The sequence below is a fragment of the Sphingobium sp. LMC3-1-1.1 genome (assembly GCF_040676285.1).
In the GTDB taxonomy this organism is placed as follows: domain Bacteria; phylum Pseudomonadota; class Alphaproteobacteria; order Sphingomonadales; family Sphingomonadaceae; genus Sphingobium.
Genome location: NZ_JBEGHQ010000001.1, coordinates 121,023 through 145,833 on the forward strand (window position 1 = coordinate 121,023; position 24,811 = coordinate 145,833).

General features: G+C 53.4%; 27 protein-coding genes. 6 read left to right on the forward strand and 21 right to left on the reverse strand.

Annotation, left to right across the window (positions count from 1 at the left end; genetic code table 11):
• The first annotated feature begins 28 nt into the window (after positions 1-28).
• The 5 genes from MRBLMC3_RS00635 (at position 29) to MRBLMC3_RS00655 (ending at position 4,190) form a co-directional block, all read left to right on the forward strand.
• Positions 29-781: a hypothetical protein gene (locus tag MRBLMC3_RS00635; protein WP_363825045.1), complete on the forward strand. Its 753-nt coding sequence runs from the start codon at positions 29-31 to the stop codon at positions 779-781.
• Positions 782-870: 89 nt separating this feature from the next.
• Positions 871-1,365 carry a hypothetical protein gene (locus MRBLMC3_RS00640; protein ID WP_363825048.1) on the forward strand — a complete coding sequence of 165 codons (495 nt, stop codon included), beginning with the start codon at positions 871-873 and terminating at the stop codon, positions 1,363-1,365.
• A gap of 427 nt (positions 1,366-1,792) precedes the next feature.
• Positions 1,793-3,364 carry a VapE domain-containing protein gene (locus MRBLMC3_RS00645; RefSeq protein WP_363825051.1) on the forward strand — a complete coding sequence of 524 codons (1,572 nt, stop codon included), beginning with the start codon at positions 1,793-1,795 and terminating at the stop codon, positions 3,362-3,364.
• Positions 3,357-3,596 carry a hypothetical protein gene (locus MRBLMC3_RS00650; protein ID WP_363825053.1) on the forward strand — a complete coding sequence of 80 codons (240 nt, stop codon included), beginning with the start codon at positions 3,357-3,359 and terminating at the stop codon, positions 3,594-3,596. The genes MRBLMC3_RS00645 and MRBLMC3_RS00650 overlap by 8 nt, the downstream gene beginning before the upstream one ends.
• 330 nt (positions 3,597-3,926) lie before the next feature.
• Positions 3,927-4,190, forward strand: coding sequence for a hypothetical protein (locus tag MRBLMC3_RS00655; protein WP_363825056.1), 264 nt, complete (start codon positions 3,927-3,929; stop codon positions 4,188-4,190).
• Here MRBLMC3_RS00655 and MRBLMC3_RS00660 read toward each other — a convergent pair.
• Positions 4,187-4,399 carry a DUF5818 domain-containing protein gene (locus MRBLMC3_RS00660; RefSeq protein WP_363825059.1) on the reverse strand — a complete coding sequence of 71 codons (213 nt, stop codon included), beginning with the start codon at positions 4,397-4,399 and terminating at the stop codon, positions 4,187-4,189. The genes MRBLMC3_RS00655 and MRBLMC3_RS00660 overlap by 4 nt on opposite strands.
• Before the next feature lie 16 nt (positions 4,400-4,415).
• Between MRBLMC3_RS00660 and MRBLMC3_RS00665 the strand changes: the two genes are divergently transcribed.
• Positions 4,416-5,918 carry a hypothetical protein gene (locus MRBLMC3_RS00665; RefSeq protein ID WP_363825062.1) on the forward strand — a complete coding sequence of 501 codons (1,503 nt, stop codon included), beginning with the start codon at positions 4,416-4,418 and terminating at the stop codon, positions 5,916-5,918.
• Between the two features lie 15 nt (positions 5,919-5,933).
• On the opposite strand, the gene MRBLMC3_RS00670 is transcribed toward MRBLMC3_RS00665, so the two are convergent.
• The 20 genes from MRBLMC3_RS00670 to MRBLMC3_RS00765 all read right to left on the reverse strand — a co-directional run bounded on the left by MRBLMC3_RS00670 (position 5,934) and on the right by MRBLMC3_RS00765 (position 24,811).
• Positions 5,934-6,107, reverse strand: coding sequence for a hypothetical protein (locus MRBLMC3_RS00670; RefSeq protein ID WP_363825065.1), 174 nt, complete (start codon positions 6,105-6,107; stop codon positions 5,934-5,936).
• A 231-nt stretch (positions 6,108-6,338) separates the two neighbouring features.
• Positions 6,339-7,202, reverse strand: coding sequence for a hypothetical protein (locus MRBLMC3_RS00675; RefSeq protein ID WP_363825068.1), 864 nt, complete (start codon positions 7,200-7,202; stop codon positions 6,339-6,341).
• Positions 7,203-7,227: 25 nt separating this feature from the next.
• Positions 7,228-10,086 (reverse strand): hypothetical protein, encoded by a 2,859-nt coding sequence (locus MRBLMC3_RS00680; RefSeq protein ID WP_363825071.1) that lies wholly within the window; start codon positions 10,084-10,086, stop codon positions 7,228-7,230.
• Complete coding sequence (locus MRBLMC3_RS00685) at positions 10,083-10,685, reverse strand: hypothetical protein (protein ID WP_363825073.1); 603 nt, start codon at positions 10,683-10,685, stop codon at positions 10,083-10,085. The genes MRBLMC3_RS00680 and MRBLMC3_RS00685 overlap by 4 nt, the downstream gene beginning before the upstream one ends.
• A 10-nt stretch (positions 10,686-10,695) precedes the next feature.
• Entirely contained in the window at positions 10,696-12,336 is a 1,641-nt protein-coding gene (locus MRBLMC3_RS00690; RefSeq protein ID WP_363825076.1) for a hypothetical protein, read from the reverse strand.
• Between the two features lie 30 nt (positions 12,337-12,366).
• The gene (locus MRBLMC3_RS00695) at positions 12,367-14,430 is read right to left on the reverse strand and encodes a hypothetical protein (RefSeq protein ID WP_363825079.1); all 2,064 of its coding nucleotides are present in this window, start codon (positions 14,428-14,430) and stop codon (positions 12,367-12,369) included.
• A 47-nt stretch (positions 14,431-14,477) separates the two neighbouring features.
• Complete coding sequence (locus tag MRBLMC3_RS00700) at positions 14,478-14,906, reverse strand: DUF6950 family protein (RefSeq protein ID WP_363825081.1); 429 nt, start codon at positions 14,904-14,906, stop codon at positions 14,478-14,480.
• Positions 14,906-15,526, reverse strand: coding sequence for a hypothetical protein (locus tag MRBLMC3_RS00705; protein ID WP_363825084.1), 621 nt, complete (start codon positions 15,524-15,526; stop codon positions 14,906-14,908). The genes MRBLMC3_RS00700 and MRBLMC3_RS00705 overlap by 1 nt, the downstream gene beginning before the upstream one ends.
• A 9-nt stretch (positions 15,527-15,535) precedes the next feature.
• Complete coding sequence (locus tag MRBLMC3_RS00710) at positions 15,536-16,138, reverse strand: hypothetical protein (protein WP_363825087.1); 603 nt, start codon at positions 16,136-16,138, stop codon at positions 15,536-15,538.
• A gap of 51 nt (positions 16,139-16,189) precedes the next feature.
• Positions 16,190-18,490 (reverse strand): hypothetical protein, encoded by a 2,301-nt coding sequence (locus MRBLMC3_RS00715; protein WP_363825090.1) that lies wholly within the window; start codon positions 18,488-18,490, stop codon positions 16,190-16,192.
• Positions 18,491-18,588: 98 nt separating this feature from the next.
• Positions 18,589-18,927 carry a phage tail assembly protein T gene (locus MRBLMC3_RS00720; protein WP_363825093.1) on the reverse strand — a complete coding sequence of 113 codons (339 nt, stop codon included), beginning with the start codon at positions 18,925-18,927 and terminating at the stop codon, positions 18,589-18,591.
• The gene (locus MRBLMC3_RS00725; protein ID WP_363825096.1) at positions 18,927-19,325 is read right to left on the reverse strand and encodes a hypothetical protein; all 399 of its coding nucleotides are present in this window, start codon (positions 19,323-19,325) and stop codon (positions 18,927-18,929) included. The genes MRBLMC3_RS00720 and MRBLMC3_RS00725 overlap by 1 nt, the downstream gene beginning before the upstream one ends.
• Entirely contained in the window at positions 19,325-19,741 is a 417-nt protein-coding gene (locus MRBLMC3_RS00730) for a phage tail tube protein (protein ID WP_363825099.1), read from the reverse strand. The genes MRBLMC3_RS00725 and MRBLMC3_RS00730 overlap by 1 nt, the downstream gene beginning before the upstream one ends.
• An 85-nt stretch (positions 19,742-19,826) precedes the next feature.
• On the reverse strand, positions 19,827-20,192 hold the full coding sequence (gene gp17 / locus MRBLMC3_RS00735; RefSeq protein ID WP_363825102.1) for a tail completion protein gp17: 366 nt from the start codon (positions 20,190-20,192) through the stop codon (positions 19,827-19,829).
• A 2-nt stretch (positions 20,193-20,194) separates the two neighbouring features.
• Complete coding sequence (locus tag MRBLMC3_RS00740; protein WP_363825105.1) at positions 20,195-20,659, reverse strand: HK97-gp10 family putative phage morphogenesis protein; 465 nt, start codon at positions 20,657-20,659, stop codon at positions 20,195-20,197.
• Positions 20,660-20,677: 18 nt separating this feature from the next.
• Positions 20,678-20,998: a phage head closure protein gene (locus MRBLMC3_RS00745; protein ID WP_363825108.1), complete on the reverse strand. Its 321-nt coding sequence runs from the start codon at positions 20,996-20,998 to the stop codon at positions 20,678-20,680.
• Entirely contained in the window at positions 20,995-21,531 is a 537-nt protein-coding gene (locus MRBLMC3_RS00750; RefSeq protein WP_363825110.1) for a head-tail connector protein, read from the reverse strand. The genes MRBLMC3_RS00745 and MRBLMC3_RS00750 overlap by 4 nt, the downstream gene beginning before the upstream one ends.
• Positions 21,532-21,608: 77 nt before the next feature.
• Positions 21,609-22,772, reverse strand: a complete 1,164-nt coding sequence (locus tag MRBLMC3_RS00755) for a phage major capsid protein (RefSeq protein WP_363825112.1) — start codon at positions 22,770-22,772, stop codon at positions 21,609-21,611.
• 103 nt (positions 22,773-22,875) lie between these two features.
• The gene (locus MRBLMC3_RS00760) at positions 22,876-23,559 is read right to left on the reverse strand and encodes an HK97 family phage prohead protease (protein WP_363825115.1); all 684 of its coding nucleotides are present in this window, start codon (positions 23,557-23,559) and stop codon (positions 22,876-22,878) included.
• The gene (locus tag MRBLMC3_RS00765; RefSeq protein WP_363825118.1) at positions 23,549-24,811 is read right to left on the reverse strand and encodes a phage portal protein; all 1,263 of its coding nucleotides are present in this window, start codon (positions 24,809-24,811) and stop codon (positions 23,549-23,551) included. Before MRBLMC3_RS00765 ends, MRBLMC3_RS00760 begins: the two co-directional genes overlap by 11 nt.

Here is a 24,811-nt window from a genome sequence, read left to right on the forward strand (position 1 = left end):
TCGGCAATGTCGCCGCATGGAGTATAAGATGAAACATTTTTGGTTAGACGACGAACAGCAGTCTGTCATGGACACTGCAACATCTACTGCTGCTCAGTATAGTCATGTTGCTTTGATGCGGACCGAGAGAGCGTGGAGGAACGCAATCAAGGAACTGCTAGGGAGTTACGTCGCTTACGAGGACCATAAGAGGGTCACGTTGAAGCGCGGCGCGTTGAAGCGTTTCCCGGAGTATCCTAACACATTTCTGCGGCTGAATAAGCAACAGGCTATGAAATTCAGGCTGCGCTTCGACAATGGCGAGAACACCAGACTGGTAGCCGATCCGACTGGCGAGATTTGGGGCAACCTTCATATCGCGGGTATGGAACGGGACGCCGGTGCGCCTAACCACCTGCGCTTCAGCCATCACAAGGGCCTGGAAGCGTTCGAATCATTCCGCGGCGCAGGATTGCCCTTTGGACCGACGCTGGCGACGGTAGCCGACCATTGTAAAGGACTGCCGATGAATTGGGCGCGTTCGCTTGTATGGCACAAGGCTGGCCAGTGGGGGGACGCTGCCATCGTTATCGAGCAGTTGCCTGCCTCAAATGAAGTGACGTATCTACCCGAGTGCGGAAAGATCATAACCGATCTTTTCACCTACACTAAGGATGCCTTCTCCCTGCCGGTAGAGTGGCAGGGACAAAAATGGGCGCGTGAATGGTGGGTTCAAATGCAGAACACCGCATTCCGAGACCTGTATAAAGTTCCTAACGAGCCTGACGGGCCAATTCTCTAACATGATGACCGGCGGCGCAATGTCGCCGGTCAAGATCGAACCAAAGAGTGGCTTCGCGAACCGGCGTTCCGGTGACTTGTTGAGGACTAATGCCTAACTGGTGTGAAAACCGGGTGCGCCTTGTCGCGCCTACTGTAGATGCTGCTGTTGAATTTGAATCTGCGTTCAGGGCTGGCAATATGATGAACGCATATCTGCCTGTCGTGGTGGACAATACCCCAAGTCCTAACGGCCTCCCAACATGGTATGTTGACCGCATGAGCCAGTGGGGAGTGAAGTGGGACATCGATCCGTCGAGCGGTTATATCGAGAGGAAAGGTGGCTATATCTACATCGAGTTCGACAGCGCATGGCAACCGCCAATCACCTTCTACGAATATCTGAACGAGAGTGGCTGGGCCGTTGAAGCCTACTACTTCGAATGTGGGATGGTCTTCGGCGGATACTATATCGACGGGACAGCAGATAGTTGGAGCTATCAAGGCGGCATACTGTCATTGGACTGCTTCCCGACCTATCTCCGCAAGAGCTTCGGTGACGAGGCGTTCAACTGGTTCTTTGAGGATGATGAGCCGGAGGATTGATCGCGCGCCTTGTGGGGCGTCAGGTGTGTAGGAGTGTAGGATGATGTAACATAAATGGGTATTTCTTCTTACCAATTATAAAAATTATTTCGTCTTATTTTTTTCTAATAAATCATCCTACATATCCTACACTCCTACACTCTCCACTACTAAACCCAACAAACACGGGGGTTCTAGAACATCAACCATCCAAAAAAGGTGTGTAGGATGGGTGTAGGATACCCGATCATCCTACACACTTTGCACCGGCTATTTCAATTTTGACGCCCAAACGGGGCTTCATGTATAAATAAAGGCGAAGGAAGCAGACCGCCAAATGCTGCCACCTTCGGCAGTGGTCTGCTTACTCGATACCCATAAAAGAGTTTCGTCCACTGTATGTGTTCTTGGCGGTCCACATGCAGTGGACTTTTTTATGAGGTAACAAATGCAAAAGACAGAAGAGGGTGCAAAGCCCCAACTAACAATCGTCGGAACTGACAGCACCAAGACCGGCGTTCTTCCGGAACTACAGCAAGATCATGCAAGCTATGCAGACATGCTGAGCGACATGATTACCTGCCTAACAAAGCGGCACATTGCTAAGCAGCCGTTCGACGCTTATGCAACGCTGACCCTTCTCGACATCAACGAAGATAACAGCGCGATCCGCGATTGGCTGACCGCGAACAGCATCATGACGAAGGCCCACTTCGACAAGCTGATGAAGCGCATTGCGCGTGACGCCCGCGTGAAGGCCGCTATCGGGTTCGTTCCCAAGGATGCAGAAGACTATGTGCGTGGCTATGCAGAGCGCGAGAAGATCACCCTAACGCCATCAGGCGTCATCAAGCGTAGTCGATCCTACAAGGTCGGCACGGAAGAGATTAACCGATACAACTGCGACACCAGCACCGAAACGCGTCTGGCATATGATGTTGCGAACGCGGAGGGCGCAAATATCGACAGCTTTGGCCGTGAACTGCGCCTGCTCGCCGACAAATACGACCTGGGCTTTCGAGACAGCGTTATCAGCGATGCGATTGCATCATGGCAGGAGGAAACGACCCGCAAGCTGAAGGTGGAGGCCATGTTGCTCATCCAGTACCAGAAGGGTCGCGCTACAGGCGAAGCTGGACAGGCAATGTGGGCGGCGATGGAAGCAGCCTGCTTCGATGTAACAGACACGGCTCCGGGCTTCCCTACAGCGGTCATTAAAAAATTCATGTGGCAGGTGAAGCGTAAGGCTCGCGGCATGGAGGTCACGAACCACCTAATGCCTGTGCTGACCGGCCCACAGGGTAAGGGTAAGACGCAGTTCGTGTTAGCCATGACGCGACCGCTGGAGCATTTTAAGCGCGAGGTGGACTTTCAGCTAATCACGGACGGCAAGACCGCCGACATTTGGAACTCCCTGATCCTGTTCATTGACGAGATGGGCTTTGCCAAAAAGGCAGACGTTGACATTGTAAAGAACGCTATCACTGCCGAAGCGCGTTCCATCCGTGCGATGCGACAGAACCACAGTGCGCCAGTGCAGAACCAGTCAACCCTAATCGGCTGCTCTAACAAGAGCCTCGGACAGCTATTCAGGGACGAAACCGGCGGTCGCCGCTTCGCTGAACTAGCATGGACACTGAACCCAGATTGGGACGCGCTGAATGCTGTTGATTGGACCCTTCTATGGCAGAGCGTTGATGAGACAGCGAAAGACCCGATTGTTACCGCCGACTTCATCGACCTACTAGGCCAGCAGCAGGAAGAGAACCGCAATCAGCATCCCGTTGAAGTATGGATGCGCGACAATGCAAAGAACTTTCCTAAGTGGGAAACCGCAAGTTCTCTGCATGAGACATATCGTCTGTGGGAGCAAGTGGCATTCCCGAAGGACAACACCAACCAGATCATGTTCGGCAGGATCATGAATGACTTGATTCAGAACCGCGCAGACTTCCCTATGGAGAAAGGTCGCGGAAGTAAGGGGGTGCAATATCGCTTTAAGGATAAGACCAATGACTGAGGATCAACTGAAAGCGCGTATCAAGATTCTAGAGGATGAAAACCAGCTACTCCGCACCACCGTCGAAATTCAAAAGCGACAGATGCAGATTGGAGGTTTCGACAATGAAGTGCGAAGACTTCGCGCCAAGATAGCTGAATGGGAAGGCAGCTCGGCCTTGATGAACGGCGGCTACTACCACGGCTCGCGCTTCATCCGCCCATATGATGACAATCCACCGGAAGCACATTGATAAGCTGACAAGCGGACTCTTCGCCGTCGCTATCGACCTCTCATTTCAAAGGGAGGTCGATAAGACGGTGCGGGGGTCCGTTCCTCGACCGGCAAGCAGATCGGCAATTCCGCCGATTGAGGAACATGAAGTGAAACTGTTACGCAAGTTAGAGGGCGACCTAGATAAGCTAGGCGTCGTATGGGAGATTATACGGAAGCGTCGCCACTACGTCATAATCATAGCAGGCCGAAAGGTCGGCATATTCCCCGGAGGCACAGGGTCAGAGGCTGGGCGCAGCTACTCTAATGTCTTGGCGCAGATACGCCGTGCAGCAAGGGAGGCAATGTGATGCCTGCTCGCAAATTCTTCCCCATGGCGATCCGGCTCCCAAACCCATGCGGCCACAGCATCGGCAACGAGGTCGAGGAACATGGCTGGGAACCGCTCATAGAGCGTCAGCTAGGGCCGTGGTTGCGCGAGACGGGCGTAGAGTATCGGGCGCCCTTGTGGGCTTCCCTGACGCCCTGCGGGCAATTCGCGGACCTTACAATCGACATCATCGGGCGCGCTAATGCAGCGCTCTTCAAACTGACATTCGGCGGCACCGCCTAAAGCGCTTCAATCCGATCAACGTTCAGCAGGTCGAACTCGCCCCGCCTCCCGACAATGCGAACCCGCTTGCCTATCAGCTTGCGGGATCGCCATGCAGTCCAGAACCCTACGTCCAGACGCCAGCGGCCCCCTTCGTCCCGGCGCAATATCCATTGGCCGTCACGTTCGTTCAGCCACCCTGTTTCGTCATGGCGCGATCCCATAGGCATTGGCGTTGTAACTCGCTTGGCTTATCAGCCGGTTATGGAATGCTTCAAACCTCTGCGAAATTCCCTGCGGAAATATAATCTCACGTCGATGCTTCAAGCGATTTGGTATCTGTCAAATCACATCGAGTTCGGCAATCGTCTTCCACCCTATCTCGACGCGGCTAATCCGTATCCGCAAAAAGATTGGACCAGATTGGGTTTTTTCCAATGGGAGTTGGATACGCTTGCGCGTGAGGCGATCCTGCACTGCGATGCGGTTCGCGGGGATCAAGTCACCGCTTGGAAGGAGGTCGCTGCTCTTCTGAACAAGTTAAAATGGACCGAAGAGCAGGCACATGAGGCGACCACTGAGAACATCTTTGCGGAAATGTCCCGCATCGCGCACCGCCAATTCCATTGGCAGAACGGCGTTGGCCACACTTCGTTTACCCGGCTGCGAAGAATGTATCGGTATCCCGGCATGGATGGGGTCGTGCAAGATGTTTACGGTCTAACGACTGAACAGGTGGCGCTCGGTGGCTTCGCGGCGTTGGCGACCTATATGCAACATTTTGCCATCACGCCAGATTGGCCAGAAAACGCGTCTAATTTGCTGCAATTCAATTGCCGTTCCCTGATAGAGAACCTTACAACCGACCTCGTACCTCTCAGGCAAGCGACATTGAATGCGCGTTCCTTGGATGAGAATTGGAGCTACACGTTCAGTCCGCTCTGGCTTCACCCATTGATCCGCATTGAAGATGGAAGTCGCATCATTTGCCCGATACCGGGCCTGTTGGCTCGCCGAATTACAGACGGCCTATATTTCGACATCGCGGGTCACGATGTGGATGCGCTCAGTGCATATCTTGGCCCAGCGTTTCAAACATATATGGGCGATGTTTTTGGTCGAGCGAACAAGGGCAAATTTCGCGTCTATCCCGAAGAGCGATACGGTAAGAAAGGTGCGCCAAAGGATACGGTTGATTGGATTATAGAGGATGATACCGCGTCACTGTTCGTTGAGGTGAAGTTGCTCAAAATGGGCAACGCCGCGAAGGTGTATCTGGCTCCGCAAGATGCTGTGACAAATCAGTTTAAGAAGCTGGCAAAAGCGATCGGCCAAGTGTACGCGACATTGCGTGACGCGACGGAAGGGCAATACCCCTCTTGGAAGCCAAACGGTAAGCCCGTGCATCCGGTGATTGTAACAATGGATAACTGGAACCTGTTTACTCACACTGTGCAAGGGCTTCTCGATGATCTGGTAGGTAAAGAACTGGACCGGAGGGGTATCGAACGAACTATCCTTCAGACTAATCGATACGTGGTTTGTTGTGCCAATGATTTTGAAATGGCAATTCAGGTCATGCATGAAGTAGGCATTAATGCTGTCATGAAGGATATGACCACTGGCGATAAAGTTGGGTGGCTTTTTGGAGGCCATCTGCGTTCTGCATTCCCTAACTCGCTTGAAAAGGTTGTGCCGCTATTCCCGGAAGAACGATCGACTTTTCTTGCTAACATTAAGCAGCGGTGAGTTTCACACTTCCACCTAGACCTGCTTGTGCCTGCCTTTCTTCCATTTACCGTAGAAGTCATCTGCGAACCGATAGACCCACCAACAGATAGCTAGGATAGCAGCCCATTCGTTCAGAGTGAGGGCTGCGCCGAAAGAAAGCGCTGCATTGGCAATGTCGATTGCGAACTTGACGGGATTGTCGATCATTTGACCACCGCAGACACGATAGTAGCGGCCAATGACAGAAGTTCCGCTGTGCTCTCTCTCGCATGTGGGTCTAAGCCTAGAAATGCGCTTGGAATAGCGATCAGGATCGCCCAAGTAGCTTTCTTCTGGAAGATAGGTAGAGTCTTCTTTAGCAAGGCTTTGGTTTTGGCTTTCATGGTGGGCGACCCCGTAATATAGTTGTTGTCAACTATTTACTCAGGATCGCCTTGTTTAGATTTGTTGATAGACGCCGCCTGATACGTCGATCAGGACCAGTCGCAATGGCGTATAGGCACCAAGAGCATAAGGCGTATTCACACCGGCATAGTTGATCTGTCCACCTGTCGGCGGATAAACATTGAGGCCAGTTCCCGTGCCATTGAAGATGATGAACTCAGTTCCGAGGGTCATGCTTCCCGGCAAGATGATGCCAGTATTGGAAGCGTCGGAACTACCAACATGGAATACTGCCTTTGTGACCAATGCGGCGGTGCCTGCGGTCGTGCCGGTCGCGGCTTGGAAGGCGACAGTTGGCAAGCGCGAATAGTTGGCGTCAATGGGTCTGTTCGAGAGATCGTTATAGCTGCCGCTGGTCGCTACTGTAGCAAGGCCGGTAATCGTGCTGGCTGCTTGCGTTCCAGTATGTGTGGTACGGTCCCTTAAATCAGCATTCGTTGCGTTCGCTGTCGCGCCTGTAGCAATGCCATTCAGCTTCGTTTTGTCCGAAGCTGACATAAGACCATCAGCCGATGTAGTAGCCGCCGTTGGCTGGCCGGTCAGGTCGGCATAATCCCCGCTGGTTGCAACATCGGACAGGCCGGTGATCGTGCTGACGTTCTGTGTTCCGGTATGCGTGGATCGGTCACGAAGCGCCGCGTTACTCGCATTTGCGGTAGCGCCAGCCTCAATGGCATCTAGCTTGGATTTGTCGGAGGCAGACAGGAAGCCCGCAACAGTGGTGGTCGCATTGCTAATCAAGGCCAGCACTTGGGCAACTGTCATCTTGTAATTGAAACCGGACTTTAAGATCGGGAACGTCTCTGTCCCGTCAACGCTTGGTGCGCTACTGAGTTCGGAAATCTTCTTTGTCGCCATGGCGTCTCCTGTCTTTTGTTTTTATTTAATCGAACACCAAGATGTCTCCTGCTTCTGTTGTGATCGTAACTTGTCCGGCAAATTCCATCTCAATCGGCGGCATGACAACTGGCTTGTCGAAAGCTAGAATCTCGCCGGTTTCGAGGGTGACAAAGGTTTCCTCTTCAAATACCATCTGTTCCGGTTCTGCGATGACAGATGACGGCGCTCGCAACTGCTGATCTTCCAGTATGATTGACGAGGAAAGCGCCCTGAGAATTTCGCCTACCCAGAACCCGTAGAACAGTCGTGTGGAGGGGCTTGGGGAAAAGCTACCCGACATATCCCCGCTCTTGCGGAATAGCGCGTAGAGGTAGCCAAGGCTGCGTTCGCGCGCCTCAATAATGTCGGCTGTTGAATGACCAGCCTCGATCAGCGCGGATAGGGCATTGATATGGAGCGCCGCAATATGCGGCTCGTCGTAAGTGCCAAGGGGTAGTGATGATCCATCCTGAGCAAATAGCGTCGGGGGTTGGTTCGCATTGTCGCGCAGAAATTCGACAAGGAACCCCGCGTAATCATCGACCACCTCATAAAGCGCGGTCGGGATCGCATTTCCGTCCTTGGCGAGTTGCAACATGAGGTTGGCAGCGCCGTTGAAAGAGCGCGCTTGGAAGCCGCCCCAATATGTGTTCGGGTCAGGGCCGGTTGCTGAGAAGCCTTCGGCCTGTCCATATGCGACGTTATCCCATTTGGGCCAGATATAGACCTGCGAGAAGGGACCCCGCAGGCCACTTTTGGCCTCGTAATCGTCCTGGCTGTCCACATAGAATTCTATGACCTGGCTAACATGATCCAGCTTGCCTAGCATCGCCCAGACAGAAGGATATTGGTAAGCGACGTAAGGCGTCCCGCGCCAGAATTTGGTGCCTTCCTTGCCGTTTTTGTCGGTCGTGAATGGTACGACGCCGGGGCTGTAACGGTAGCTGATCGGCAAGCTGTTCGAGACGTACATATCCCCGAACCTCGCGGTGATCGCGGCTCGGCTTTTCATTTTCAGCTTCACTTCCGTCAGCATCGCTTCGGGAAGATCAAAGTTCGTCGGCTCGTCGCCATAGCAATATACGTCGATGGAGGCCGGCCCGGTTTCAGGGACCGGCGCGAAGCTGAAGCTGTTGAAGCTGTCCCCTGTGGGAAACGCGCTCGGTGGCGTCCCTGTATTGTTCTGGTAGGGCCATGGCGTGAGATCCCCGGCGCTGAGCGTATATTGGCTCCAGCTACCTGTCCCTGCGGCTAATTCCTTGCCCCAAATCCATCCATCGGCGTCCTGAATAGTGATAGCGCAGCGACCGGACTTGAGGCGATATGTAAGGGTGTCGAGGCCGATCGATCCCGATGCGACGGTCCAGAACCCTACGACACAATATGCTTCCGGGGATGGCAGGGAAATACCGGCGAAGCCGACGAGGCGATCATTGAAATAGCCTATCTCTTTGGTCGCCACCGCGCCCGAATTGGGCATGATCTCGGCCTGATCGGCGGTCAGATAGCTGGTGCCATCGCTTTTCTTCTTGCTGCGAAACGTCTTCAACTTGAAGGCGCGGGCTGGCACTGAACTCAGGCTGTCGTTCGCAAGCAGCACTTGGCTAAACGTTTGCGGCTCTGCTCCTAGTTCGGCGCTAACAGTGATGGTCAGATCGCAGAAGGTGTTGGGGCTGTTCAGCAGCATTTCGCAGTTAAGAACGGTCTCCGGGGTGACGCGGTTGATAACGCCGGTTTGCGCCACTTCCAGTTCCGCAACGTCAGAACCAGTTTCCGCATATTTAGTGATCGTGCTGTAGCCCCGATCAACTCCAACGAATGCGGTTCTAGTGGTGTTACTGAGCGACCAATAGGAGATGCCATGTTTGAAGGATTTGGAAGTGGTTGGATTCTTTTTGAAGTAGTAGGCGTCTGGGTCCAGTCGCGTTGCGGAGTCGAGCGAGTAGGCAGCGGAGTTGAAGGCGCGCAGATAGTCGGTGTTGCCGGTATTGTCATACATCGCTTTGAATAATTCGATGTGCCAGAGTTCAACGTCCATTGCGCTCGCGCACTCGCCATAGCCCAGCTTGCGCCACATAGGCCAAGCATCGAAGCCATTGTTGCGCGCAATGACGGCACCTGTGCGAGCAGCAGAGACAACTTTGAGTTGTCCGGTGAATGGCTCAACCAACTTGATTTTGCCTGCCGTTTCGCCCGCTTGGATACCGAGTTCAACACCGTTTGCATCCATCTTCATCAGGCGGCTGTCGATGAAATAATCCACCGCATATTTCTCGCCGGTATCGGCCAGTACATCGGCGAAGACATTTTTCCAGATCAGCTTGGCAGTAGCGACAGGGCCGTATGCAAAATAGACGCGAGCGGTTTGCTCGCCAAAGTTCGGGGAGCCATGCGGGATGAAGCCAATCCCATCATCAAAATCTACAACAAGATCGAACGAACCAGACTGCTGATAGTCCCGCGTCTCGACCGGCCCAAGCACCTTGAACGGGTATTTCCCGTTGATTACCCAATGATGCCGCCATTCGCCCACGGAGATTGGCAGCGAATATGCCGGAAAGTAGTTTTCGAGATAGGCGTCCGTGAACTTGACGGCGCGCTCTCTGAACATGGGGATTCCCGTTGCTTCATAGGCACGGATATAACCCAGCGCGAGCAGCACTTGGCTTTCGCTGGTAGCCGCATTTGATGGCAGATAGCTACCGCGACCGCTTTCATAGTGCAGCGAGTTGTTGACCACCCCGGCATTGTTGACGAGGTAATTGGCGTCCTCGCCCACGGCAGCATCGCCGGTATATCGCTCCACGAAATTGTGGAGGCTGATAATCATGCTGATTATGTCGTTTGAGAAGGTGCCGGTCATGAGGTGAACGCCACCCCGGCAAAGATGCCGAACCAAGTCAGCCCGCCGTCGATGCTCGATAGGTCGATAATATCGGTGTAACCCGGCGTCACCGAAAGGATCGGCTCGCGCTGCTGGTTCCAGACGATATTCGACGGCCAGCTAATGTCCCGGCCGCCCGATCCGTCCTGAGTGAGATACAGGCGCAGTCGATGCTCATGGGCTGTATCGACGGTGGTAACGCCCACTGTGAGGGTCAGGCTGGCCGTGTTCAGCGTGATATGCGCGACCGGCCCCGCAAGTGCGTCCACGAACAGGCTTGAGGACGCAGGGGTGATGCGCTGGATAATGACCTGTGAAATATCCCTCAGCTTTGCTGGGCAGGCTGCGAGCTGGGTGTAGCCGGTGGAATCGGACAGTGGGTAATAGCCGTCACCATTGGGGCCGCCGTTGATCGTGCCGGTCATCCATGTACGAAATTCGGTTTCCCGCGCCTGCCATTTGTCGAGCAGTTCCGACATTTGATTGGTGAGTTCGGCACGGCTAGGCGACAACTCCGCGCCAACGGTCGTTTCAAGCGCCGCTAGATCGGTATCAAGCTGATCGAGTGTTCTGGACATACCCTACTTATCAGTAGATCGGCAGAGAGAAGAGCGTTCGGCTATTGGCTGTAACGCTGGTTTCAGCCGCAAACTGGACCTCAACCGAATATGTCCCTGCCGCAAGTGACGCGCCGCCGCTCATCGAAACGCTGTCAGCGGTCTTCTCACCACCAATGGCAAAAACGTTCTGACCATTGATGCGGAGGCGTAAATTCCACGTCTTATCGCCATCAGGGAAGCCTTGGCCCACGCTAGTTTGAGCAAAGATCGAACCGGCACTAGCAAGCGTGATCGACTGCGAAAGAATGGTGTGCCAGTTGCTTGTGCCAGTTCCGGCAACCGCCGATGTTGCAGAACTGAATGACGGAGCGCCGACGGTGCCGCCAGTTCCTACCTTTAGTGTATCGACTTCCACGTTGGTCATCTTGATTACGCCATCGGCATAAATGAATGGCTGAATTGGCGTTCCATCGTTGGGATCGATCAATCTCAATACGTCAGCGACAATCGCGAACTCACCGACTGTCCCATCATTGGTGTTTACCGTTCCGGTAATGTGACCATCGACATTGGTTTGAAGAACGGACTTTGCGGTTACGCCGTCGCTGCTCAGCAGAATCTCGTTGAGGTTGATAATTGATGCTTCATGCTCACTGTTGGCCGCGCCGATTTCTTCTAGCGTCGATGCTAGGGTCTTGCCGGGTTGGCTTTGAACTGTTGCCGCATCCAGAACGAACGCCGTTCCATCTGAACTTTTTGCGCCAATGAGATTGAGCGTTGTATTGATGGCTGCAATATCCGTCTCGCGCTGCGTGCGTTCGTTCAGGACAAAAGTTCCGACCGCTTGTCCTTCAACAAAGGTGCGGGCATCATAGACAGTTTCCATGTTATCGACGCGGAATGTCTGCTCAAGCATGGAGTCCGCGTTGAACTCCAAATCGGCAAGAACCTCGCTGACAGGGCGAGCGCCAACAAATGTCCCCTCTGGTGCGCCAACAGTGGCGTTGTCTTCCGGCTTCGTTCCGTTGGGGTCGGTTACGCTATCCCATGCGATGCGCGAACGCTGGAGCATCTGATAGAGCGTAACCCTATCGGTGCTGAACTCGCTGCCATTGGGAACTACGGCCTCCACCACAAGTGCAGAGACGCCGTTCGATCTGCAAAGGTCGTCAAAGAGAGGGGCGTCGATAGCGATGCTGTTGGCATTGGCTGAACTGCTGATTTTTCCCGCAGTTAGCAGGGCCGATGCCGTGCCTTCTGCGACAACCGTGTTATCAACCCTTTTCAAACGCCACTGCGTTGTCGAAGAAAGATTAAACTTTGTCAGCGTAAGGGTGGTGGTCTGGGGCAATGGCGCATTATTGGCGTCATAGGCGTAGAAGAAGTGGCTGGTTGCTAGTTCAACATACTTGCTCGTCCCGTCAGTCTCGCGGGCCTTTGCGATGGTGAACGTCTTGTAGATGTCATAGCCATTATAGTAGGCGCGGAACGTCGCATTGGCGTTGTCATCTTCAACAGCCGTAACCCCGTAGGCGCCGGTCGTGCTATCAATGGTGACAGTGCAGCCTTCTTGAAATGCTACTTCATAGATTGCGCCATTGCCGGTCGTCACATCAACCGCATTGTCGTAGATTTTGAACTGACCGCTAAATGTATCGAGGGAGGTCATGCTGTCACCTGATATTGGAACTCCCGATATTTATGTGATGTTGCCGGTTGCGTCGGATGGGAAGGAGACGTTCTCATTGGTTAAGTAGCCGACAACGCTTGAAGCGTAACTGTCTCTGAGGCTTTCAACTTGCGTCTCTGTCCAGCTACCCCACATGCCGCTGAACATGAGGAAGCGCGCTCTAATGATGTGGTTCACGCCGCCAGCGATTGCAGAGAACGAGAACATCTCCGCTTCATGACTGAACCTGTCAGTTGCAGTTTGCCAAGTGTCGCCATTCTGTTCACGGAACTCAATCTGGATAGCTTGAACGCCAGCATCGGGAGCGATCCAGCTAACATCAATCTGGCCTACTTGTGCGCCGTTGCTGTTGGTGATGGTTCGCGTTGAAGCCACCAACCCTTCAACGCCAATGCTCTCATACGGATCATAAGCAGGAACTTTGACGTACGGGGGAAGCTCTTTCGTCTCGTCGTCGTCCCATGCGTAGATTTGTGCAGCTTCCTCTTGAAGCGTCATGTTGAACGCGAGGTCCACAGTCTCGCTTTGGCTGATGACGCGGAACAGCTTTCCGTTCGTGACCCAGCCTAATTCAGGGACGACCATGCGGACAAGCGAGCCGACCTGTACTGCGAATGCTTTGGGACCGAAGATACCACTGAATGTGCCGGTATATTTGTTCCTTACTAGATTCTGCTTAGCAATGCGCTGCGCTTGCTCAAATCGGGTGATGGCCGCAAAATCGAGGACAACTGGACGCGGTATGTTGTCGTCCAGCGGCGCAATCTCGATCTGTCCCCAATCGTTCAACTGGTACAGGTTTTCAGGATCAGGAAAACGACCACGAGCGATGTTGAATGTGTCTTTGAGCGACGTATTATCAGCGGTGTGCGAGTATTGCCCAATCAAATCGTCCGGCGTGAACGTGATCGATGGGCCGTCTAGGTCATCATAGCCGCCGATAAGCTGATACATGCCAGCAGTATCGACCAGCTTAGCTGTACCCATTGCCGCAGCGATGATGTTGATGTTGGTTTCGTGGGTATCGGCTGTCGAGAGCAGCACATCGCAGAAATACCGATTGGTCGTTGCTCCATCATTCGTGGTGACGGGTTCCTCGCACATATTGGCGTAGGTCATGAAATTGCCGAGGTCTATGCGATCCACAGGAACGCCCATGCCCCAAGCAAGGCGACCATTGATCCGCCAGCCAATGAGGTAAGTGAGCAGAGCTAGGGCCGGATTGCGGCCAATATCCTCCGAGCCGCTGATAAAGGACCATGTATCCTGATTGTCGGCGCGGTGAGAGCCGACGCCACCGACTGTGCTATCGAGGCGAGGGTCGTAAACCGGGCAACCATCAACGATTGTGGTAATGCGGGTTGGCAGGCCGTCTGGGTAATTGTCCGTGCTGAGACGGAAGATCATTTTGAGATAGGCGCAGCCGGTAAACGTCGCGGTGTTCTTCCAATAATCGCCGCTTCCGAACTTTTCAGCGTTTTCAGTATCACCTTCTGCAACTGCACCGATTACAAGGCCGCTCTTGTCATCATATTTGCCGGTGGTGCTGCCATTGAGATAGGACAGTTCGTCCTCTAGATAGACCTTCGAAATTTTGTGAACGCGATGGCTTGCGAGAGCGATGACCCTGTGAAGATAATCGCCTTTCTTTAAGACGGTCACTTTGGGCACTTGGCCCCAGAAGCCGCTCTTTGGATTGCTGGCAATTAGTTCCGACAGATAGTCCCAACTGTCGCGCTTCACCTTTTCATGGAAACGTTCGTCCGTGCCTGCTGCTGTCCGTCCGAAGACGATCTTGCGAGGTGCGGTAGGGTCTGTTGTTATGTTGAAGCTGAGGCCAGAGCCGAATGACTTGGGCTTACCCATAATCAGTCTGGACGCCAGCGACATACCCAGACCAACAATCAACCCTGCCGTTACTTTAGCTGCTATCGCAGTAAAGCTAGTTCCTGCTGCTGCCAGCGCGCCAGTTCCGCCAAACGCGCTAAACAGTGCTGGTGCTAGATAACTGAAAGCAACCATAGCAACTACGGCAAGCGCCACAACTGCTACGAACTTAATGATTTTTCCCATCGAAATACCCTACTTGTTGTAAGGTATTTACCGCTTGGGTTTCCTAGTTAGCCGATGCGCCAACAAGCATCGCAGTCCACAGACGGCCATGGTACTAGGCCATTTTCGTCTAGGAAGTAGCTGAACTTTCCAACGCAGACGCCGAGATAGAATCGCCCATTGGCTTGCCGGCCTACAATGTCACCGCGCCTTGCTTGAGAAGCATGTACGCTCTCGCCTAGACGCTGGTTGGCGCAGTCATAGAACGACCTGTAGCCGTTCTGGATCAGCCATTTCCCGGCTTCCTTCCAGCTCGTATATTTGCCTGCAAAGTCCTCGGTAATGTCCACGCCCGTCTGAGCCTTGATCGCGCCGCAAATGAAGGTGGCACAGTCGTGGGTATCAGGCTTGGTCGCGCCCCAATCAAAGCGATATTCGCTCACGCGGTCGAGATAGGTTGAAAGCGCGTCTGGCCAGTATTTCGTGCGCTGGAACATCACTTCTCTCCCGTAGCAAGGCGGCCAGGTACGCGGGGATCGTTAGCGATGCTGACGGCATAGGCTTGGCTGGTATCGTCGGGATCGAATAGCGGCTGATCGAGATATGTGCTGGCGGTTGCGTTCGTGATCGAGGCCGCGTGGCTTTCGATGGTGAGCGTGAAAAGGCGCTGCTGTCCGTCATAGGACAGCGATAGCTTGTCCATAATCCCGCTGCGGATGCGCCTGAACGCCCATGTTGCGGGTGCTACAGCGTTGGGCGGTGTAATCATTAGAGCGCGCCAGAGGATAGCTCTACGGCCCTTATATTCGCTGCTATCCAGTGAGGCCGCTATGAGCGCGTCAGGGGCAGTTTGGGGCACTGCGAGCGCCAGTTCAAGCTGATCGGACCCCTGATACGAAAATGTATTCTCGCCAATCTGGATCGGGACGCCCTCGGCAATCGGGTCGAATACATAATTGTCGAGATAAATGTCGCCGCTACCCATGGGCTGGATCGTCGTCCAACCTGTCCACAAGCGGGTTGGATCAGATTTGAAATCGAGATAGCCCATGATGGCAGTTCGGATGCCTTGCGCTTCTAGTGCGTCTAGCCATTCGCCAGTAATTCCGTCGCGCATGTTTGCTCCTTACAGCTTCTGGACGCAGCTAAGGGATCGTAGGTGCATGACCTCCGCGTCCTGACTGTAGCCGTTGAACTCGTCACCACTTGCTAAGCGGAGTTCTGTCTTGGGATTTGCGAATTCGACAATCGCATCCGCTGCATAGTCCTTCCTGAGCGGTGGCTGAAACTCAATGTTTGCGCGACCGCTGGTTGCGTTCGTCGGAACCACCGTAATTTGATGGAGCGAGTTGTTGATGCTGAAATAGTCGCCAACTTCTAGCCCGGTTGCCTCGCTTCCAGTCCAGCCCTTTACCGCGATGACGTTGCTTTCGGCATAAGCGCCGTTGTAGAGCGACTTGCCGACGATCGCTTTGCCGCTGCCATGAGGCTGATAAAGAAAGCTACCCATTGTGCCGTTTAACGACATGACCCAAGCAACATGCTCTTTGGCAATGCTGCTTCCGCGCTTCTGGTTCGGGAATGATAGCTGAACTTGCCACTGTGAGAAGTTGTTCACAATAGAAGCGTGACCGGAAAAGGGTGACTGAGCGACACCCTGATTATTGACCAGCTTAATATCTTCGGTCGATGGAGTGATTGGGGGTCCGCTGATCGGATATGTTGTCATTATAGTAGCCTCTCGCCCATTTTAGATATTTATTGGGCGAGAGGTTCTTGCTCACAGCCTTGGTCGGCTGAGTTGTTCCATCGTGTAGTTGTTAGCCTTTTTTACCACCATTGGAAGTGACTGTAAGATGCCTTCCATAACCATCTCTTTCGTGCGAGCGTCGTTATCGCTGCCGTTGACTGTGACATTGATAGTTGGCCCACCACCGCCACCGCTAAGTCCTGACAGCACGTTGTTGGGGATGACCTTGCTACCCCCACTCAGCTTTACAACTTCCGGCCCGCGCTCACCGACCAGCTTCCAACCAGATGAGGACACAAGACCACCGTTCGCGTGAGCACCCATGTAGTTGTTGTAGGCCCCGCCCATCACGATGTCGCCGCCGCCAGCGGAGCCGCCGCCGATGCCAATGCCGGATAGAGCGCCGCTCAGAACGCCGCCCAGCGGCTGTATGAAAGCTTGCTGGATGATGATTTCCGCGATGCTGGCGAGGATTTTCTTGGCTACAGCCTCGAACACATCACCAAAGCTTTTCGCGTTCACAATCGCGTCGGCAAGGCCGCTGCTGATTGACTGCAATCCCTCGGCACCGATTGCCTCAAGGGACTCCTGAACTTCTGCTGCGCTATCAGGTAGGCTGTCGAGATAGCTTTCGAGCGGCCCCATCGTGTTTTTGATCGCGCTGTCGGACATCGCGCCATATTTGGAGTCTAGTCCGTCAAGCCTGCGCTGCGCTGTGGCGCGTTCTTCCGGCGATGCCTTGCTCGTGGCTGACAAAACGGCTTCAAGTTCTAGCTTCTCGCGCTTCTTCTCAAGTTCCAGCCTGCGTAGTTCGATAGCCCTACGTTCGCGGGCTGTCTTCGCCAATTCACCGGATAGGCCGAGCATGTCCAACTGATCGGACAGTTCAGCTTCCTTGCTCTTGAGCATTTCCTCTTCAATACGAGCGGCTTTCTCATTGTTGATTTGGTCCTTCTCAGCGAGAGCGATCCTCTCTTGAATCTGGACAAGGTTCTTAGCCTCTTCCTCTGTGTATTTGCCGTTGGTGTTCTGCTGCGTCTTAATATCGTTCAAAATGTCGCGCTTGCGCTCAGCTAGTTCCTGATCGATAGCAGCTAGTTCATTGGCATAGCCTTCTGCGTAGTTGCCGCGATCAATGTACGATGCACGAGCCAAGTCAGCATTGGCGCGCATAACGTCTGTTTCATATGCGTACTTCCGCTCAGCTTCCTTCTGAGCAAGTTCAGCAGCCGTTGGGCCGCTAGAACCACTGGGCTTTGATCCAGCATCCTTTGGAGTTGGCAGAGTAGCATCGCGTGGGGCATTTCGCGCCTTGGATGCGGCTACAGCTTGATTAAGAAGCCCGACCTGTCGCTGCCACTCTTTGAGCAAAGCCTGTGTGTCGTGCCTGACAGTCAGAAGCGGACCACCATCTACGATGGGACCGTTCTTCGCATTGTAATACTTTGCTTTCGCCTCGTGCATTTTCTTCTGGCGATAGCGAACGTCCATGCTGCTATCTTCCATGGACTGGCGCATGTTATGACCGACGTATGCACCACCTGCTGCACCTGCCGCCGCACCGTATGGTCCCGCAACCAACCCACCGGCCATTGCACCCAAAATCCCCATCGCAACTTCGGGATTTTGCCCCCAAAACTTGGCGAGTGCGCTTGTCACATTGGAAATTGCCGATACGAGTCCAGTGATCGCGCCTGCGTTAGCGGAGATATTCGCAGCCATTTGCGCGTTCAGGATCATCTTCATAGTATCAAGCTGATCGTTCGCCTGACCCGCGTTACGGATAATGCCGTCTTCAAGTACGATCCCTAGATCGCGAGCAGCCCTCGCTTGGAGTTCCAGACCTTCGGAACCAGCAGCAAGTGTCTGGGTCAATGTTCCTGCCTTCTTACCAAACAGGTCCATCGTTGCGGCCATCTGCTTGGTCGGATTATCCATCTTCTTGATGCCGTCAGCAGCTTGCTTGACTGCCGTGTCAACATCGAGCGCAGTGACGCCATATTCCTTTAGCTTCTTCTGAGCAGCTTCATTGCCGTTTGCAGCGTCACCAACGGTCTTCGCGTACTTTTCCAAACCAGCGCGAGCAGTATCAACATCCGATCCCTGCAACTGTGCAGCGTAACCAAACTCCTGAATGAACCTCAGTGAAGCGCCGGTTCGATCTGCCATGTCGGCAATTGCATCGGTGTAGTCGAGCGCGCTTTGTGTAAGCCCCGCGAGCATGTCCACGCCAACGGCAGCAGCCAATCCCTTTATTGCAAAGGTGGCTTTATCCATCGACCCCTTGATGATGTTCGATGTTTTGCTAGTCTCATTAGCAGCTTGCTTCATTCCACTTATGAATGATGCGCTGTTAAGTGAGAGGCTTGCGTATAGACTGCCGAATTGTGCCATAAAAATACTCCGTGGGGCTTACGGAGTATTTATGATTAGACTTGCTTCTTCCTGTTCTGGCGCTCTGTGTAAGCTGCAAAGAACCCCTTGATTTTGGTATGCAGATTGCCTTCTGGTTGCTTCTCTACCTTCTCTTCTTCGGGCCAACGCTGGTAGAATGTTGGTAGTGGCGTTCCCGGTTTGCTGTTGGCTTGATAGAACAAGCTCAACATATAGGCCGAGCGTTGATCTTCAACATGACAGCCCCAAGGTTCTAACTGGTAGAATGCACACCATGTAGCGAACTCGGAGACTGGCATTGCAGCAATCTCGCCAAGTGTCTTTCCCAGAGCCATTGCCAATCGACACATGAAAATCTGCTCCGGGTTATCCATCAGCCTTTTTTTTCGGCCTCAACCTCCTTCACAATGTCACCTGCTGAATAGGACAGTGACATAACGTGCAGATAGATGTGCTGAATCTGTGTGTATGGCAGTTTCCTCAATTCAGGAATGTCATCTACGGTGAACATAAGCTCGCCATTCTCGTCAACGATAGTGAAGACAATGCCTACCATTGCCTCATCTAACTCCTGAACAGCGGGATATTTTTCGGGATCAGCCTTGTGGTTTGCCACTGCCTTCGCATTCTCTTGAAGAAGCGAGGTGAAAGCTACGCGACGTTCCACATTGAACGCTTCCAGTCGAACTGTTGCATCCCACTCAGGAATGAACAGATCGACGGAACGTGGCTTCTGCGAAAGCAAGAACGACTTAGAAGCCAACTGAGCCATTAGGCACCTGCTGCAACAGTTACGTTGCCAGAGATTTCGATAGTAGCCGAGCCAGTAACAGCCGTTTCAACGCCACCGTTCAGCGACTTGCTCAGAACGAAGCCTGAGAACTCGAAAGTGGTGCTTGCGGTATCGTTTAGAACAAGTTCAAACTCGGTGAGAGCGCGAGAAGCCTTAGCAGCTTCAAGAGCAACCTGACCGGCATCGCTTGGAATTACGTTGAAGTTGATCGTTACCTGACCGAAGTCCTGTAGGCCCATCAACTTTTCTTTGGCAACGCTGTCGAGATTGGTAGTGTCAATCACCGATGCAGAACCGCTGAACGCGGAGAAGTCGGTAATCTGTGCGATTGCAGTGAAAGTAGCGCCGACTTTGATTGAAAGGACGGTGCCCTGAGTTTCGATGGCAGTTGACATTGTTATTATAGCCTCCAAATAGTAGGTAGCTCGCCACTCAGGGCTTGCTTCCGACTATTTATTGGTGGGAGGCTTGTTCGATTGTTCAGGCAGTAGTGAAGCGGGCTGTCACTTCTACAATCATACGGAACAACTTCGGATCGCCAGACAAGTCCGAAGCATCATGTTCATTGTCGATACCAATGTAGTTGATTGGTACTGCACTATGCTGAGCCAGTCCGGTTACAATCGTTTCAGCTAGTGTTTGCGCTGCCTTCAACGTGGTTGTGTAGATGTCGATGCGATATGAAGCTGCGACCAGTCCGATTAGTCCGTCAATGGCTGCGCCTCGCTGGGTGCTGGTGCGCTGATAGACAATGTAGGGTGCAACAGCAGTGTCAGGAGCAAGAACAGGATAGACTTTCGTTGATCCGGTTAATCCGCTTAATGCTGAGTAGAATGCGCTATCCATGTTCAGCGCCTCCCGTACTTACGTGCGAGGCGTTCCATCGCAGTGCTAAGCTGTGTCTTGATCTTTTCCAGCATTAGAACACTGGCATTGTCGAATGTCGGCTTAGCAAATGGCCTTGCTTTCATCTTCGACGTTCCATATTCTAGAAAGCGCGCCCAGAACGCTGCACCAAATGTCACCAAAGCCACGACATTGTGCGCATTCTTTGGTCGGGCCATTCGTACTTTGATGTTGTCGCGCAAGTGGCCGTAATCGACTGTTACGCTTTCACCGCTCTTTGTGCGGTAGCTTCGCGAGGTATCTTCGTCACCAACCGGAGCAGCTATCTTCAATTCATCGGCAAGGGTCTTCGCACCAGCGCGAGCGGCTGACTTACCTGCTTTAGTAGCAAGCTCCGGGCCTAGCTGTTCCAAACCTCTTTTGAGTTCGTCCCATCCCTTCAATTCAAATGTTACTTTGTCAGCCATTATGTTCTCTTTCTCGGCTTATGCAGTCATGCTACGGACCATGAGGAACAAGCCTTGGCCGTCCTCATATTCCTCCAGTCCAGTGATGGCGTAGGTTTTGCCTTTGTGCTGGACTGTCATGCTTGTGGTGATGTCGTCGCGGTAGCGAATGAGGAACTTAGCCTCTGCCTGTGCTACTTGAGCAGCGGCGCGAGTGATGTCCTTCACGGTAAGTTGCCACTTAGCTGCCCAAACGGTAGCGACAGTGACCGGCGTGCCTTCGACCACTTCGCCAATGTCGTTCGTGGTGCTGCTGCTCGTGAGGATCGTAACGCGGTGCTTTAGGTCGCCTGCTTTCATAGGCCACCGACGCGATATGGATTGAGTAGATTCTGGAACGTGACTGCTGCGGTGTCCTGGCCTTCACGACCGGCATAGGCAGAGCCGACATGGACAGCGATCGCTTGTCTAATGGGCTGTGGGATAGCAGCTGGATCGGTATAGCCCGCCTCACAGGTGACGATGAGCGTGCGACAGCCCCGCATTCCCCCTGCGAGCGTCAGCACAGCCCCGCTGTCCCGCAATAGCACCCAATAGCTGTCAGGGATCGGCAGGGCTTCTTTGACGCCCTCTGTGTCCATCAGCTCGACATCGCTAATAGCGATGACGGGCGCGGTGGGGATTACATAACGTTTGTTGCCCTCATCGAACGCATATTCAGCGGTTTCGGGAACGATGGTGCGGCCAGTATAGGCTTCTGCTGCGCTCTGAGCGGCAGCAATCAATCCTTCAACAAGAGTGTCGTCCTCGTCATTGTCGATCCGGCACCATTGCTTCGCCTCTTCAACCGAAATGGCGAGATAATCAGGGTCGCGTTCTATTGTTGTTTTCATCGGCATCCTCCCCGATATTTATGAGACAAGAAAGCCCGGCCATTGCTGACCGGGCTTCCTTGTTCTGTATCGCTGGCTTACGAAGCTGCGATCTTGAGCAGCTTGATAGCGTCCGTGTTAGTTGGAGTACCGCCAACGCGCGCAGTGACGTAGAACATCACATATGGCTTGTTGGTGTATGGATCGCGGACAAGAGTGATGCTCTTGCGGTCTGCGATTGTGTAACCAGCCTTGAAATCACCGAAGGCGATTGGGAAAGCGTTAGCAGCGATGACTGGCATATTTTCGTCATTGTAAACGTCGTAGCCAAGCAGGGTGCCACGCTGGCCGTTCAGACCCGGTGCCCACAAATAGTTGCCGGTGGTGTCCTTCAGCTTGCGCACTTCTGCCTCAGTAGCCGACGCCATCAGGAACTTAGCGTTCTGACGATGACCAGCCTTCAGACCGTAAACGAGGTCGAAAAGCTTGTCTGGGTTGGTGAAGGTTGAAGCTGCGCCACTAACTACAGTCCCGTAACCGTTGCCGGTTGCGAGCAGACCCTTAGGCTTGTCGGTGCCATCGCCGGTGATGAAAGCTGCGCCTTCTGCGACTGCGAATGCGTCGGCCACCTTAGAAGCAAGCCAAGCCTCGATGTTGATCGCGCTGTCATCGAGCATCTGCTGGGAAGCCGCGACATTGGCATAGATCTCGCCGTGCGGGATGGCTAGTTTGGTGATCTTTGGCGAAGTTGTCTCAGGGCGAGCAGCGGTCTCAGCGACCCAACCCGAAGCAGCGCCAGCACCGCTAAGCAGAACCGAGTAGCTGCCGGTGGTGGTGGTGATAACTTCGGCCAACTGACGCAGTGGCGAGAAATCAATCAGCTTTTCGCGGATTGCCATGTCGATAACGACCGGAACGGTGTGGCCGCCATCGTTGCCGCTGTCGCCGCCGATAGTAGCGGACTTCGCTTCTAGAGCTTCTTCACCGCGACCGGAGCGGAACCAAGTGCCGAACGCGTTCTTGTATTCTGCTTCTGCGGTATCAGCCGAAGTGCCGAGACGGCCCGACTTCTTTGCAAGCGACTTCTGCTCTTCTGCAACTTCTTCAACGACGCCAGTAAGCTTCTGGATTTCAGCTTCGAGCTTGTCCAGCTTGTCGGTTGCAACTGGATCAGTTACGTTAGCTTCAATAGCCTTTAGGCGCTCATCGTTTGCGGACTTGAACTGCTCCCAAACGCCCATTAGTTCTTCATTAGTGGCCATTATTATGGTCCTCCTGTCTGTCTTATGTTTTGTTATGTGACCTATTGACAGGATCGCCCCTGTAGCGGCTCACTCCCACTATTTATAAAGTTGGCTAGTCGGCTTACTTGGCCAACAGCCTCTTAATGCGAAGCTGCAAAGCTGCGTCGTCCTCTTGCTTGCGCTTTTGCTCTGCTATATACTTCTTACTCTCAAACTGGCTGGCGACAGTTTCAGCTTGCTTGCGTGACAAGCCTTGTTCGCGCAGCAGTCGTTCAAGATCGCGGATGCTCATGTCAGCAAGTGAGGACTTGACCTCATTGACCTGTGCCAGTTCGTTTGCAGCAATGGTGACTACGCTGATTTCGAGAAGGTCAACTTCCGATATGGTGCGGCTGTAATCATCTGCGCCGGTAGCCATGGCCCACTTGACCGGATAGAAGCCGATGGACAGTCCCTTGATGGCTCCTGCTTTAAGCGCGGTGTAAGTGTCACGCCCAGCGGTTGTGTCCAAAAGTTCGCCAGTGACCTTCAAGCCGTATTCGTCTTCTTCAATCGAAGTCCAACGACCGATAGGCAGCGCGTCAAAGACATTGTGGTTGAGGCACATGAGCGGGAACGTTCCCGCGCCTTTGTGCTTGTTTAGGGAGTTCGTGAACGCGCCGGGTTCAACAATATCGCCGTGAAAGTCCACATTGTCGAAGACCGAGCCGTAGCCGGTGAAGGCCATGGCAGTTGTGGTCTCACTGCTGACTTCGACAGCCAGCTTACATTCAATGCCAGTGATGGCCTTCTTCTCAATTAACATCGGTTGCCTCGTTGTTATTTTCTGTTGGCAATGGAGTTTCGGTCTGGCCGAAGAGGTTCGCTGCTGGCATTAGTTGGTCTGCCATTGGATCGTCGGAGCGTGGCAAATCCTCTAGTGCGCGGATTTCGTTGGTGGTGAGCCAGCCCTGAGTGCGGCCTGCGTTATAGTAGGCGAGGCGATCAGCATTGCTGCTTTCAAGCAGGGCCTTGCTATCCAGCTTAATGTAGAAGCCCTTTGCCTTGTCCTCTTTGGACAGCAGAGCTTTGTAAGCCGATTGCTCAATTCGTTCATACCATGGCATGAGAGTGTGAGTGAGGTGAGCAAGAAGAAGCTGCTCAACTGAATTGTAGGAAGTTGCGCCATCTGCCATTAACATGACGGGCTGAACACCGAACGCACGGCAGATTTCTTGTATCTGGAACTTGCGGCTTTCGGTCCATTGGGCTTCATTTGCGGTAGAAGCGATAGGCTGGAACTTCATACCGCCGCCAAGTACGGCTGTCTTGTGCGCGTTCTTGGTTCCCGATTGCTGCTCGTTCCACGCTCGCTTTAGTTCTGCGCGCTGATCTGCTGTTAGATTCGCGTCTGTGCTGAGGATGCCGCCGGGACGAGCGCCGTTCTTGTAGAGGTTCGCACCGAACTGTTCGCCAGCTAGCGACAGACCGATTGCCTGCCTTGCTAACTTGGTTGCATTAAGGCCCATCCATCCATTCCAAGACGGGCCTTTGATGTGCCACATATTCTCAGCGGGAACGTCGATGAAATCGATTGTCTTGCGCTTGCCGGTCTGTACGCGATAGCTGAGATTATATTCGCTATCCTGCGTGACTGTTACGCAACCGGGTTCATAGGCATATAGCTCTAGAATCTCGGCAGTGCGATTGTGTCGGTTGAGGAACACAAAGGCGTTGCCAGTCAAGATAAGATGAAAGGCAATCTGTTCTCTTAGTTCATATGAAGTCTGCCAATCATTAGGTTCATGACGCAGCACTTTGAAAAGCGGGTGAGCAGTAGCTTCTAAACCGCGATCATTCTTCTGCTTCTGTAACAGCTTGAATGGGACTTGCGCGATTCCCTGTGCAATAACGCGAACGGCACACAGAACAGCAGTGGCGTCTAGCGCCTCCTCATTCAATGCGTTAAAGTCGCCACTTGTATCTTGATCGGCTGCGATCTCTTGAATGACCTCTTGGAAAGGTCGAGCGGCTTTAGCTTCTGTATCGCCGCCGAAGAAGGAACTGAAAATGTTCAT